This window comes from Coleofasciculus sp. FACHB-712, assembly GCF_014695635.1.
Classification (GTDB): Bacteria; Cyanobacteriota; Cyanobacteriia; order Cyanobacteriales; family FACHB-T130; genus FACHB-T130.
In genome coordinates, this window is the sequence record NZ_JACJOQ010000463.1 from 1 (window position 1) to 12,312 (window position 12,312).

13 protein-coding genes are annotated in these 12,312 nt (G+C 44.0%); 6 read left to right on the forward strand and 7 right to left on the reverse strand.

All coding sequences use genetic code 11. The features are described 5' to 3' along the window. Positions 1–163 precede the first annotated feature (163 nt). Positions 164–2,419 (reverse strand): Tex family protein, encoded by a 2,256-nt coding sequence (locus tag H6F50_RS14695; protein WP_190429269.1) that lies wholly within the window; start codon positions 2,417–2,419, stop codon positions 164–166. A 469-nt stretch (positions 2,420–2,888) separates the two neighbouring features. On the opposite strand from H6F50_RS14695, the gene add reads away from it, so the two are divergent. Then, positions 2,889–3,902: an adenosine deaminase gene (gene add, locus H6F50_RS14700; RefSeq protein ID WP_190429270.1), complete on the forward strand. Its 1,014-nt coding sequence runs from the start codon at positions 2,889–2,891 to the stop codon at positions 3,900–3,902. Between the two features lie 198 nt (positions 3,903–4,100). On the opposite strand, the gene H6F50_RS14705 is transcribed toward add, so the two are convergent. Both H6F50_RS14705 and H6F50_RS14710 read right to left on the reverse strand, forming a co-directional pair. Beyond that, positions 4,101–4,703, reverse strand: coding sequence for a hypothetical protein (locus H6F50_RS14705; protein ID WP_190429271.1), 603 nt, complete (start codon positions 4,701–4,703; stop codon positions 4,101–4,103). A gap of 280 nt (positions 4,704–4,983) precedes the next feature. Next, a complete protein-coding gene (locus tag H6F50_RS14710) occupies positions 4,984–5,997 on the reverse strand; it encodes a hypothetical protein (RefSeq protein WP_190429272.1) in 1,014 nt (337 codons plus the stop codon). A 294-nt stretch (positions 5,998–6,291) separates the two neighbouring features. Between H6F50_RS14710 and H6F50_RS14715 the strand changes: the two genes are divergently transcribed. Beyond that, positions 6,292–7,320: a hypothetical protein gene (locus H6F50_RS14715; protein WP_190429273.1), complete on the forward strand. Its 1,029-nt coding sequence runs from the start codon at positions 6,292–6,294 to the stop codon at positions 7,318–7,320. Between the two features lie 184 nt (positions 7,321–7,504). Here the strand turns inward: H6F50_RS14715 and H6F50_RS14720 are convergent, their stop codons facing one another. Further along, the gene (locus H6F50_RS14720; protein WP_190429274.1) at positions 7,505–8,404 is read right to left on the reverse strand and encodes a hypothetical protein; all 900 of its coding nucleotides are present in this window, start codon (positions 8,402–8,404) and stop codon (positions 7,505–7,507) included. Between the two features lie 151 nt (positions 8,405–8,555). Continuing rightward, positions 8,556–9,044, reverse strand: a complete 489-nt coding sequence (locus H6F50_RS14725) for a DUF4385 domain-containing protein (RefSeq protein ID WP_190429275.1) — start codon at positions 9,042–9,044, stop codon at positions 8,556–8,558. A gap of 80 nt (positions 9,045–9,124) precedes the next feature. On the opposite strand from H6F50_RS14725, the gene H6F50_RS14730 reads away from it, so the two are divergent. Together H6F50_RS14730 and H6F50_RS14735 are read left to right on the forward strand one after the other, a co-directional pair. Next, entirely contained in the window at positions 9,125–9,607 is a 483-nt protein-coding gene (locus H6F50_RS14730; protein ID WP_190429276.1) for a VOC family protein, read from the forward strand. A 15-nt stretch (positions 9,608–9,622) separates the two neighbouring features. Continuing rightward, positions 9,623–9,901 carry a hypothetical protein gene (locus H6F50_RS14735; RefSeq protein ID WP_190429277.1) on the forward strand — a complete coding sequence of 93 codons (279 nt, stop codon included), beginning with the start codon at positions 9,623–9,625 and terminating at the stop codon, positions 9,899–9,901. A 186-nt stretch (positions 9,902–10,087) separates the two neighbouring features. Here the strand turns inward: H6F50_RS14735 and H6F50_RS14740 are convergent, their stop codons facing one another. Then, on the reverse strand, positions 10,088–10,237 hold the full coding sequence (locus tag H6F50_RS14740; RefSeq protein WP_190429278.1) for a hypothetical protein: 150 nt from the start codon (positions 10,235–10,237) through the stop codon (positions 10,088–10,090). A 50-nt stretch (positions 10,238–10,287) separates the two neighbouring features. On the opposite strand from H6F50_RS14740, the gene H6F50_RS14745 reads away from it, so the two are divergent. After that, on the forward strand, positions 10,288–10,680 hold the full coding sequence (locus tag H6F50_RS14745; protein WP_190429279.1) for a phage holin family protein: 393 nt from the start codon (positions 10,288–10,290) through the stop codon (positions 10,678–10,680). A 213-nt stretch (positions 10,681–10,893) separates the two neighbouring features. Then, positions 10,894–11,085, forward strand: coding sequence for a YqaE/Pmp3 family membrane protein (locus H6F50_RS14750; protein ID WP_190410085.1), 192 nt, complete (start codon positions 10,894–10,896; stop codon positions 11,083–11,085). 154 nt (positions 11,086–11,239) lie between these two features. Here the strand turns inward: H6F50_RS14750 and H6F50_RS14755 are convergent, their stop codons facing one another. Next, on the reverse strand, positions 11,240–12,049 hold the full coding sequence (locus H6F50_RS14755; RefSeq protein ID WP_190429280.1) for a histidine kinase: 810 nt from the start codon (positions 12,047–12,049) through the stop codon (positions 11,240–11,242). Positions 12,050–12,312 lie beyond the last annotated feature (263 nt).

Below are 12,312 nucleotides of genomic sequence, written 5' to 3' on the forward strand. Positions count from 1 at the left end.
CAATATTTTTCATTTCTAAACTAAAAAAACTTGATAAAAATCAGAATCTGTAAATAAAAAAGTATTTTTTTATTTAGAGCTTACCCAATATTGCCAAAGTCTTAAGAATTTTAACCCCCCTTAAAAAGGGGGGTTGGGGGGATCGAGCTAGGAAGTTGCAAGCTTACGATTTTCTACCAAACTTCGTTTTTAAGTCGTTTAGTGTTGGTGATTTTTGTTGCATGCGATCGCTTGTTTTTTTCACACTACTTCCGCCGCTTACCTCGCCTGCTGATTTCATGGACAAACTAATGCGTTTCAACTGCTCGTTGACTTCTAGAACTCGCACTTTCACGACTTGTCCTACTTTGACAATTTGCTTTGGATCGTCTACAAATCGGTCAGAAAGTTGCGAAATATGCACCAAACCATCTTGGTGAACGCCGATATCGACAAACGCGCCAAAGTTTGCAACATTCGTCACAATCCCTTCCAGTTCCATGCCAATTTGGAGATCCCTTATTTCTTTGACTCCTTCCTTAAAAGTGGCATACTTAAACTCGGCGCGGGGATCTCTTCCCGGTTTTTCCAATTCGCTGATAATATCGCGCAGCGTTGGTTCGCCGACGGTATCGGTGACGTATTTCTTCAAGTTGGTTGACTTAAGTTTTTCTGCAACCTGCGTAATTTGCTCCAACGGCACATTTAAATCTTTAGCGATCGCTTGTACAACCCCATAACTCTCAGGATGCACGGCTGTATTATCCAAAGGATTTTCGCCAGCGCGAATCCGCAAGAAACCAGCCGCCTGTTCAAAGGCTTTTGGCCCTAATTTTGGCACTTTCATCAATTCCCGGCGGTTTTTGAATGCACCCTGCTTGTTGCGATAGGTGATGATATTTTTGGCAACCGTTGGTGTCATCCCGGAAACAAAGGTCAAAAGTTCTTTTGAGGCAGTGTTCAAATCCACACCGACATAGTTCACGCAACTTTCTACCGTATCATCTAGCTTCGTTTTCAGTAATTTTTGATCGACATCGTGTTGGTACTGTCCGACGCCAATCGATTTGGGATCAATCTTGACGAGTTCGGCTAAGGGATCTTGCAAGCGACGACCGATGCTGATAGCACCGCGAACCGTAATATCAAGATCGGGAAATTCTGCGATCGCGACATCACTCGCAGAATAAATCGATGCTCCCGACTCATTCACCATGACTTTAATCGGTTTGCGATCCATCGTCTTGAGAATTTCTGCAACGAACTCATCCGTCTCTCGTCCGGCAGTGCCATTACCGATGGCTATCAGTTGAATATTGTACTTTTCAATCAATTTCTTGAGAGTGCTGGCAGCCTTCAATCGCTGCTCGGCTGCTTGATGGGGAAAGACAGCCTGGTATTCTAAAAATTGCCCCGTCTCATCAAGAACGGCAACTTTGCAGCCAGTCCGAAATCCCGGATCGATTGCCAGCGTCGGCTTCAATCCCGCGGGACTCGACAGCAGCAACTCCCGCAAATTACTTTCAAATGTCTTAATCGACTCGACATCTGCATAAGCTTTTCTATCAGCACGCACTTCGCTAATCAGGGAAGCTTTCATCAAACGGTTGAAGGCATCTTTGAGCATTCCCCGATAAAAGTCTCTCACCGCAGGGACTTTCGTTTGGATTTCCTGCGACTCCAAATACGACAGGACAACTTCTTCATCGAAGGAAAGTTCTAAGTTCAATACTTCCTCCGTCTCGCCTCGCAGCAGTGCCAGCAAGTTGTGCGGCGCAATATTTTTTACCGAAGCCTGGAAATTTCGGTACATCTCAAATTTGGTGGAACCTTCGGGATGATCGTTTTTGATGCGCGAGACGAATACCCCTTCGTTCATCAAATAGTCGCGTAGATGCGATCGCACCTCAGCTTTTTCAGACACCGCCTCCGCCAGAATGTCAGAAGCACCTTTAAGCGCTTCCTCCACCGTCTTCACTCCCTTTTCTTCAGAAATATACTTTGTTGCCTCAGCCTCCAAGGATGCAGGCTGAGCAGTGCGATTGTTCAGCGACTTGATGAACTCTGCCAGGGGTTCCAGTCCTTTTTCCCTAGCGATGGTGGCGCGTGTCCGTCGCTTCGTTTTGTAGGGTAGGTAAAGATCCTCTAGTTCGGTTTTTTGCACAGAGGATTCGATTTTAGCTTTCAGCTCATCGGTCAGTTTACCTTGGGATACGATCGCTTCCAGAATCGCCGCCTTGCGCTCTTCTAGCTCCGTCAGGTAGGTAAATCGCTCCGACAGGTTGCGAAGCTGGATTTCGTCCATTGTGCCAGTACGCTCTTTCCGATAACGAGCAATAAAGGGAATCGTTGACCCCTCGGCGAAAAGTTCCAGCGCACTTTGCACCTGAGAAGGTTTGAGGGAAAGCTCTTGTGCTAGTAGTTGAGGAATGTTCAGCATCGGATGTGTTCAGCAGTTACGAATCAGACACTTCTGTGATGATCATCCTAAAACACCCATCCACGAATTATTTTTATCGCTTCCACATTGACAGAAAACTAATTGTGTGTAAAGGCACCCTTACTGCCAAGGAATATCAATGAGATATAGCCGTTCTCCGTTGGATGCAGTACATTTTTGACCTCTCTCCAAACCTCTGTCCTAGCAGGAGAGAGGCTTTGATTTAAGTCTTACTCCCCTTTCCCACTAGGGAAGGGCTGGGGGTTAGGTTTGTATTGGACTCAACTAGCTTGCCCGCTATATTCTCACCTGGGAGCTATCTGTCCATACTGTCACCCAATCGGGTGAACCACTTGGAGGAAGATAATAACCTTTAGGCAAAGTAACTCTAATAAATAGAGTTGGCGATTTTTGAGCGATAAAATTGCGTCATCTGACGCTGATAAAAATTACTTTTCATTTTAAGAATATGTTGCTAAATGATACTCTGCACCAATTACCCAAAGTTGAACTTCATCTTCATCTGGAGGGAGCAATTCCCCTCACAGCCCTTTGGCAACTTATAGAAAAGTATAATGCCGTTTCTTCCGTTGGTTCATTCTCCCAGATGGAGCAAAAATTTCAATACAAAGATTTTCAACATTTTATTGACACCTGGGTTTGGAAGAACAACTTTTTACGAGAATACGAAGATTTTACATTGATTGCCAGTAAAGTTGCTGAGGATTTAGCTTCTCAAAATATTATTTATGTGGAAGCTTTTTATTCTCCAGGTGATTTTATTCGGCATGGACTGGAACCCCAGAAACTCACAGAAGCAATTCGCAAAGGTTTGGATGTTCATGCCGATAAAATTACAGTGAATTTAGTAGCCGACCTGATTCGAGATTTCGGACCGGAACAGGGAATGACTTGGGTAAAACAGATTCACGAGGTAAAAAATCTTGGAGTCTTGGGAATTGGCATCGGTGGCTCGGAACAAACATTTCCTCCCGAACCCTACGAAGCGGTTTACGAGCAAGCGAGAAACTTGGGATTTAAAACTTCTGCCCACGCGGGTGAAGCAGCAGGTTCTGAGAGTATCTGGGGAGCCATTCGCAGCTTAAAAGTGGATCGTATTGGGCATGGTGTACGTGCGATAGACGATCCAGAATTAGTATCCTTTTTGAAGTCAGAGCAAATCCCCATAGAGATGTGTCCTATCTCTAATCTGAGAACAGGAGTCGTTGCTGACATCTCACTCCACCCGATTAAAAAATTATACGAGGAAGGACTGCTGATAACGGTTAATACTGACGATCCAAAAATGTTTAATTCGAGTTTAGCTTACGAATATAAAATGTTGGTTGAAAAATTAGGGTTTTCTTTGGATGATATTGTAAATTTGATTAAAAATGCCATCAAATCTTCTTGGTGTGATGACACAGAAAAAATGGAGCTACTTAGAAAAATTGAAACGGCACCGCCCTTAATCAATTCCTAATCTCTTAAGATTTCTACAATTAAATAAAAAGTGAAGCCTCAATCTACCTTTGATTAAAAAAAGAAGCGATCGCTTCTTTTTTTCAGAGAGCGATCGCTTCTAATTAAAATTTGTTCTGACGACAAAAGTTTGTCCAGTTGCAAAAGCAACACTTCAAGTATTTGTTCCTAAACTTCCCCTTCCTCGAAGTTTGGTTTATCAAACATTCCCTTCAGTTTCTACTGGCACTAAAATGTACTTTACCTGCTTATCAGGCCCCTTGACAATCTGAGGTTCAGATGGAGTGGCATCCTCAGATGCACCTTTCAATGCTTCTCCCGCACCTCTGACATTCTCGTTAACATTATCCGCTGCATCCTTGAGTACATCCACTGTACCTTTCACAGTTTCGTTAACATTCTCTGCTGTACCCTTAACTGTGCTAAGGGTATCTTTTACGGTGTAATTAACATCCTGGGTGACGCCCTTAACTTTGTCCCCTACATCGATTACTGTGTCGTTAACGCTGACAGCTACGTTCTTTACACCATCACCTACGCTTCTTACAGTTTGGTTAACACCGTCAGCGGCATTTTTGACTGCATTTCCTGCATTTCTTACAGTCTGGTTTACCCGATCAACGGCACCCTTATTCGCCATAGCGCCAGCTATCGCACCCACCGTAGCACCAATGAATGCTCCAATCGCTATTTTAGTCAAGGCATTATTCATGCCTGTGTCTGCCGGAGGAGTATCATATTCGTGTGGAATTTGCTCAACAAATATTTCATCTTCACCCAAAACTTTGTCATTATCAATCATAAAAATCGTCTCCTTTCTACTTAAATAGATACTGATGATAGCCGCCTGCTTAAATGGGAAAAAAGCGATATTCTCTTAACCTAAGCAAATGCGGAAATATCCTTTGCTAACGCTTAGTTCAAACCCAACTAATTACAATTTTATTCTAATTTGCAAGGGTTGTTTTTCAGTGACAATTGATAAAGGTTAGGAGTCATGAATTATGAGTTATCAATTTCCAACTCTTAACTCCTAACTCCTAACCCTTCTATCAATCATTCGCAGTCATCAAGACTTGCTTCTAAATGTCAGCAGTATCTTCATAACGTTGGAAACCAGAAGCTTCCCCTTCTTGGAGATAGGTTGCATTAGGATCTAGTGAGGTTTCAGTCTCTGAAAACCTATTTCGATTAACCACATCTTCCTCATCTGGGCCGGAAATATATGCTGTCTGCATATCCATGTCCCTTTCCATGCCGATGTACGCAGTTGTCGTGACCTGCGGCGTACTGATCACCGGATGCTCTTTAGCTACCTTGACGTTCTGCTCGTAAGATGGCTTGATATCCTCAGCGGCATCCTGAACTGCGTCCAATCCACTGATTGCAGATTGCTTGGCATCCTCAGTTTTATCCTGTAGCTGGTCTGCGGCACCTGCTACAACTTGCTTAGCATTTGAAGCTGTACCCTTTACTGCGTCCAATGTACCTACTACAGCCTGGCTAACACCTTCAGCGGTATCTTGTAATGTGCCTACTACAGCGTAGTTAACGCCTTCAGCTACACTCTTAACCGCTTCGCCAACACCTTTGGCTGTCTGACCAACACCGCCAGCTACAGTCTTTGCTGCTTCGCCAACACCTTTTGCAGTCTGGTTAACACCGCCAGCAATAGTCTTTGTCGCATCGCCAACACCTTTGGCAGCGTGTTTCACACCCTCAGATGTTCTCCTACCAGCTACCAGACCGGCTAGTGTCCCTAAGGTAGCACCGATGAGTCCTCCCATCAGCGCTCTAGATAAGGCTGGATTCATGCTGCTAGATTGTTGTCCAGCATTCATACTGCCGGATTGTTGCCGAGCATTGATGTCGGTGGGTTGTTGCCGAGCATTGATGTCGGTGGGTTGTTGCCGAGCATTGATGTCAGTGGATTGTTGCCGAGCAACAGATTGAGATGTAATCGTAGGGCTGTTTTCTGCTCTTGCTATTCCACTAGGTTGAGTTGTGCTTTCTGTACGAATATAAGGTTGAGCTGTCTCGCTAGAGCCAGCATTTTCGTCACGTCTCTCGAAATTTGGCGTATTATTAGTCATCATTGTCTCTTTTGCCCCCAAGCATCTAAATATCGTTTTGCTGTAGCTCGTTATCTATTGCAACTCTAACGAGCCTCAAGAAGGATTTAACTGAGCTAAAGGCAGACATGACTCAACACCTATTGCATCTGTAGTTGTAGATATGGAATCCCAATCATCGTATATGGCTATACCTTGCTGGGTATTTAAGGATGTCTCCCTTGAGGTCGGTGTAAGTCTATACGTGCGATCGCTAAATTAGCAGTAGCAGTGACTTCAGATCGTTAAGCCGTTTTGGTAGGCAGGAGACGGGGCATTATGACACAGAGCAATCAGCCTTTTGATCGGCATGACGAAAATACTGACCGGATTCCGGCACAGTCCAGCGTTCCTCCAGCAGACACTAGCGGAGATGGCGGTGATGCTGCGTCAGATGCAGCCAACGAAGAAACTGAGACAACTACTGAAGAGTCCGGTGTTCAGCCAACAGGCACCCGCAGGCGTGTGGCGAATGCTGCTTTAGCTGGAGCAACCTTTGGTGCTGTAGTCAGTGCAGCTGCTGCGGCGTTTACTGGTAAAAGTGTAGGTGAGGGTATTAAAGCGATTGTTGAAGGTGCTGCGGATTTAGTAATAAAAGGTGCTGCTGCGGGTGTTCACCCTACGATTGAAGGTGCAATCGACAGCCTTAAAGGCGCTGCTACGGGTGTCCACCCTACGATTGAAGACCCTTGGGATACGCATAAAGGTCCTGTGGCTGTTCAACCTACTATTCCTATTGAATATGGCAGCGACACGCTTCAAAGTCCTGCTGCGATTGTTCAACCTCCGATTGAAGATGCCAGGGACACACTTCAAAGTCCTGCTGTGATTGTTCAACCTCCGATTGAAGATGCCAGGGACACACTTCAAAGTCCTGCTGAGCCTGTTAAAACCCTTGTATCTCCCGTTGATTCTATCCCCCAATTAGATCCGCCCTCTGCCGCTAGTGCAACTGCCGCTAGTGCAACTGCCACTGGTGCAACGGGTAGTGTTGCGAATGATGTAATGAACAGCTCTGCTTTAGTGCAACTGTTGCTGAATCAGGTAGGTAGTGAACTAGCAATGAGTTTCTACGAGCAACTACCAGCAATTGTCCTGGCTGAAATTCAACGGTTAAGCACCAACCCCACCCCGGAAGAGCAGCAGCGCATCAGAGACAGCTGGACAAAAGCTTTAGAACCCATCGCTATTGCGATTATCCAATCGGGACAATTATTTAAATCCAATGCTTTGTATCCAACAAATAATTATCCAACAAACAATGGATATCAGAAGTATACTCATTCAACTGGAGACAAGTTGAATTAATAAATTTATCAATTTGAGGATTTTTGATACAAATATTGGTAGTAAAGTTTTACTATCAATCAAAATTTAAGTTGGAATGCGGCAAAGAACCCAACTCGATTAAGCATTGGTTGGGTTTCTTTGTTGTTGGGTTTAACCTACTGTTATTGAGAATGCGATCGCTTACTTTTAGCGGTTGCCTTTCTTAGCGTTTTAAACAGTTTGTAGGTGCTTGTTTCAGTTGATTGTGGCGATAAAAACCATTTAAGTTAAGCAAAGCAGAACGATAGCGAACTTTTCTGACATTGTTCCTGCCAGGGCTATTCAGCCTGCCAATTACAGTAGCTCTCGCAACTTTCAAGTAACCCTGATTGTCCCAATTAACTAACCGGGTGCCTGATGAGTTTGGCGGTATATTTTGCCGACCAATATCTCCGACAATTTCTATCGCTTCGCCGCTAACAGTTTTCTTATTAACTACACCGCTAACACAAGCGGTTACTTCGCCCAAAGTTTTGGTATCGTAAAGGTCTCCGACTAGGCGATTTCCTTTCTTACCAAATACATAACAATGGCCTAAATCTACACCCTGTTGGTTCCCGGTGCCTGAGGGAGGTTTGCTACAAAATGTGTAATTACCATTCGATAGGCTTTGAATAGACTGAACTGGGGTTGGAGTTGGGGTTGAAGTGCTGGATGCGATCGCTGTAATTTTTAACGGTGTAGCTGCCCAACGTTCATTAGGATAGATTTCTTTTACTTCACCACTGAATGTAATTGCTTTTCCTTCTGCCTTGAAACTATCAGGAAGATTACAAGTTGCATATCTTATACCATCCTGTCCTTCAGTTAGGATGACATAAGTTTCACCAACCAGTGTCACTTTACCCTTTTTGTCTTTCACAGTTTCTACGGTTTTTCTATCGTCATAGGTACATGTAGAAGAAAGCTGTGCCAATTTGGAGGGTGATGTCTGTGATACAGTTAGTCGCTGGGTTGATTCTGAAGATTGGGCGATCGCTAGGACGTGTTTCCCAGAGGTGATTGTTCCCAAAAGGGTGAGAAATAAGCTAAAAAATAAAATTGATTTCCGGCTATTACTCATTTTGATTTTTCTCGGTAAACTAATTGTATACAACACCAATGTAGAAAGCGTTTCCGAAAACTCTGGGTTGATTATGTGTCAGTATTTGAACTGACATAGGAAGGCTGGCGAAGCTGCGAATTCTATTTGCTAAGATTATTCTCTTTCATCCTTACTCGTACATCTGTTTATGGTTTGCTAAAAGCTGTAAATATTTCTCATTTATCTTTGCTTGCATCCATTTCTCTTTAAAGATTGCGGCTGATTCAGCTTTAACCGGATCTACTTCATTTGGTAGAATATCTTTCCTTGCTTGAAGCAGGGCTTCTTTAGAGGTTTCTTTTTGAGGATTTGACTTAAATTTTCTGCCGCTTTTATGATTGGCATATCTGCGCGATCGCGTATAACCCATTTGTAAAAACTTCCGTGCCATATCCGCCCCAACAAAATCATCTTGTTCTAAGTAATCCAGAAACATCTGGTAAATTTTTTCGCTCGATTCTCTGGCAATCTCTGGAGTTTTAAAGCGCCAGTAGGGAAGAATTTCTGATTTGTAGGGTTCTACCAAAAGCACCCCCTGCTCGCCCTTACCCACTCGATAAAGTTCGGGAGAAGAGCGAAAATCGATTGCCTTAAAATCTAAAGTGTAATCAAAGGGCATGATAATTTTTATTTTGAATAATAGACTTAAAGAAAAAAGTCTTGCTTCTATCGAAAGTAACGAAAGGAGTCTTTTCTGTCATGCTATCTAGCCCCCAATCCGTCAACACTGCCCTTTCCGCAGGGGATCTGCGGCGAGTCCACCACATTGCCTTAAACGTCCACGATCTGCAAGCTTCCCGCCACTTCTACGGGGGTATCCTGGGTTTGTACGAACTGACGGGTGAAGAAGTGCCGACCACATTGCGATCGCTTGTAGCATCAGGCAAAGTTACCAATTTCGTCACCCCCGATGGTACCGTCCTCGACTTGTTTTGGGAGCCGGATTTGCCACCCCCAGACAATGACCCGCATCGCGCTTTTACCCGCGCCAATCACCTCGCCTTTGACATCGACCCGCAGTTGTTCGAGCGGGCGGTCGAGGTGCTAAAACAAAATCAAGTGCCCATCGATCATGGCCCTGTCAGCCGTCCCACCGGACGAGGCATTTACTTTTACGACCCGGATGGATTCCTGATTGAAATTCGCTGCGATCCAGCAGAAACTAAAAGGGAAAGTATCTAGTGGAGCGTGCAACCAGTGCAGCTAATTAAGGTGATGGAAGAGGCGTTAAACAAGCCTCCGATTCAATATGAACCACACAAGCACACGCTGAAAGCTTGGGCGATGTATTGTCTGAGAGACAGAGGATTTAAAGTGGTTTATGCGGAAAAAGCCGATTTTGCTGTTGAAACTCGTGGCGGCGAGAAGCTCTATTTTAAAGTGGCAAATAGTGCAGAGAATTTAGACGGGAAATCTGGCTGGATAGTATTGGATAGCTCAACGAATAACGTCAGCATAACTGCACCTCAGCAATAAGTAAGCGGATGCAATTAAATTGAAGATGTTCGTAGGTTGGGGAGCCACTTGCGTGCGGGGGAAACCCCCGCACGCAAGTGGTGTTTGACTTGGGAAACCCAACCCCTGCATAGATTTCGCTATCGCTCACCCATCGTATACATCACTAATTTCACTTAGCTTAAGTTGTCCTGATTGTATTGAGATTTACTGCCTTCTCCTGGCGAGAGGAACTACCTTATCTACATCTTGTGTGTAATCAACGACCAAGACACTAAAACACCAAGGCAACAGGCGATCGCTTCTAGAAAAATCTACCTTCGTAGGGAGGTTGAAGGCTAGGCGATCGCTGAGCATAGTATCAGGACTTTAAAATTTTCTATTGTGTCAATTTAAGGAAAAAAACCATGATGGGAACGCTTTTTACCTGGGTAGCTACGGCTCTTAGCCTGCTAATTGTTGATTTACTTGTTCCAGGTGTTAATATTGCTACATTTCCTGCTGCTTTAATTGCTGCTGTAGCGATTGGCTTAGTCAATGCCGGAGTTAAGCCAACTCTATCTTTCCTATCTATGCCGCTTAACTTCGTCAGCTTAGGAACATTTTCGCTTGTCGTTAACGGGATATGTTTCTGGGTGGCTTCAATTTTGGTTCCCGGATTTAGTATGCATGGGATTTTAGCTTTTTTGTTGGCACCCGTCGTTCTATCTTTTGCGAATACTTTCATCAGCAAATATTTTGCTGAGAGAAACGCGGGTGTACTAACCGGCAGCAGTAGTGACTTGAAAACTCAAGGTTAATCTCTATCCAGAGAAGTAAAATTGATAGAGATTAAAAAAAGGAGGAAAGCTAGATGCTGTTCCTCCTTTTTTAGTTTGCAAGCTAGAAAGATGAATGCAGTTTTGTATACCATCTATCAAAACGAAGATAATTCGTTAGGGGGAGGTCTTCAATTACTTGATTTAGGAGAATAAGACTAATAAGAGTTTAAATAAGAAAGTTGAAGTAGTCTCATGAAATTACTCCGGATTCTGGCTGGTCTTCTCGTGCCTCCTTTAGGCATTTTTCTGACAGTTGGTGTTGGCCCAACTTTATTCATCAACATTTTGCTTACGGTTCTGGGTTGGCTTCCCGGTAGTATTCATGCAGTTTGGGTAATCGTGAAGCACGAAGAAAGAATGGCTGGAGGAGAAAACGTATACTAAGCCAAGGTTAGTTAGACGCTTCTATCCCTTGTAGCGCTAGTAGTGGGAGTAGAAGTCTTTCTCGAGTGCTGGTTGCGTGTTAAAACCCTACTGCAAGTTTAAAAATTGAGTTTAAAAAACAGAACCAGCTAAGTCTTAGCTGGTTCTGTTTGAATTAATGGTGAGGATCTTTAGGAGTCCCTGATTTACTGACATGTTCCTTTTCGCGAATTGCATCTGCTGCTGTTCGTAACAACTCACTCAAGATTTGACGTACCTGACGTTCTTTCTTAGCGATCGCTACCCCAGCATCACCCAGTTTTTCTTCAACCTGCGATCGCTTTTGTTCTACCTGCTGAACCATTATTTCAGCTTGAGGGCGAGAACGGTCGTACCAGTGCTTCGCTTCGTCCAGGTACCCTTTCACGTCCTCGGCGCGTCCCCCGTAACGTGCAGCTAAATTCGCTCGGAGAATCGCTAGTTGAGCTTGCAGTTGAGCATAACGCTCTTTCAGCGATGCGACCTCGTCGCTGTTTTTGAGATTATTAATCGCAGACTCCAGAGCAGTTTTGGTAGAAGGCGAGGTATCTTTACCAGATTCTTCGATGTCTACTAGCAGTTTATCAATCTCTTGCTGGAGTTCATTTTCTTCGTTGTCCAGTTGAGCTTGTAGCTGTTTAACCTCTGCTTGCGTTTTCGCAATATTTCGATGTCTTAGATGGCTAAAGCCTTCAACCGCTCCCTCAATCGTAGCCGTGACTTCTTCTTTGAGTTCGCCACCTTTATCTTGCAAGTTTTCCAGAACCACAGAAACCGCATCTTTAACAATTGAGCGAAGTTCGGTGGAACCTTCCTTAAACTCCGAACCCACCTGAGATACAGCAGATTGAACAATTTCCCGAATCCGCTCTGCTCTGAGCTGTCCTGTTTCTTTAGCTTGATGGAGATCGGTTGTAATTTGTTCTTTGATTTTATTATTAGGCATTTTCTTCCTCGGTTTGTAGTAGTTGATTTAGATGAAGCTTTAATTAAACTACTTGTACAAGCTTTCCAGCAAAAAAAAGAGGTTATAATCCGCTTCCTCTATCTTGGCGCGATCGCTTCAAAATCGGTACTTCCTTTAGGTAGAAAACTTCTATAGCAATCCTAAATGAGTTGTGAGAAACTGCCATAGGAAAAAAGCTTTGGGAAGTCAAAGGTTTGACGGTGAGTTACTAATTCAAATAGGAACTTAACGACACCAAATGA

Coding starts and splice junctions, on each gene's coding strand:
- H6F50_RS14720 (WP_190429274.1), bottom strand. CDS start 8,404: ATGAGTAATAGCCGGAAATCAATTTTATTTTTTAGCTTATTTCTCACC.
- H6F50_RS14755 (WP_190429280.1), bottom strand. CDS start 12,049: ATGCCTAATAATAAAATCAAAGAACAAATTACAACCGATCTCCATCAA.
- H6F50_RS14725 (WP_190429275.1), bottom strand. CDS start 9,044: ATGCCCTTTGATTACACTTTAGATTTTAAGGCAATCGATTTTCGCTCT.
- H6F50_RS14715 (WP_190429273.1), top strand. CDS start 6,292: ATGACACAGAGCAATCAGCCTTTTGATCGGCATGACGAAAATACTGAC.
- H6F50_RS14740 (WP_190429278.1), bottom strand. CDS start 10,237: ATGCTCAGCGATCGCCTAGCCTTCAACCTCCCTACGAAGGTAGATTTT.
- H6F50_RS14695 (WP_190429269.1), bottom strand. CDS start 2,419: ATGCTGAACATTCCTCAACTACTAGCACAAGAGCTTTCCCTCAAACCT.
- H6F50_RS14730 (WP_190429276.1), top strand. CDS start 9,125: ATGCTATCTAGCCCCCAATCCGTCAACACTGCCCTTTCCGCAGGGGAT.
- add (WP_190429270.1), top strand. CDS start 2,889: ATGTTGCTAAATGATACTCTGCACCAATTACCCAAAGTTGAACTTCAT.
- H6F50_RS14705 (WP_190429271.1), bottom strand. CDS start 4,703: ATGATTGATAATGACAAAGTTTTGGGTGAAGATGAAATATTTGTTGAG.
- H6F50_RS14750 (WP_190410085.1), top strand. CDS start 10,894: ATGAAATTACTCCGGATTCTGGCTGGTCTTCTCGTGCCTCCTTTAGGC.
- H6F50_RS14745 (WP_190429279.1), top strand. CDS start 10,288: ATGATGGGAACGCTTTTTACCTGGGTAGCTACGGCTCTTAGCCTGCTA.
- H6F50_RS14710 (WP_190429272.1), bottom strand. CDS start 5,997: ATGATGACTAATAATACGCCAAATTTCGAGAGACGTGACGAAAATGCT.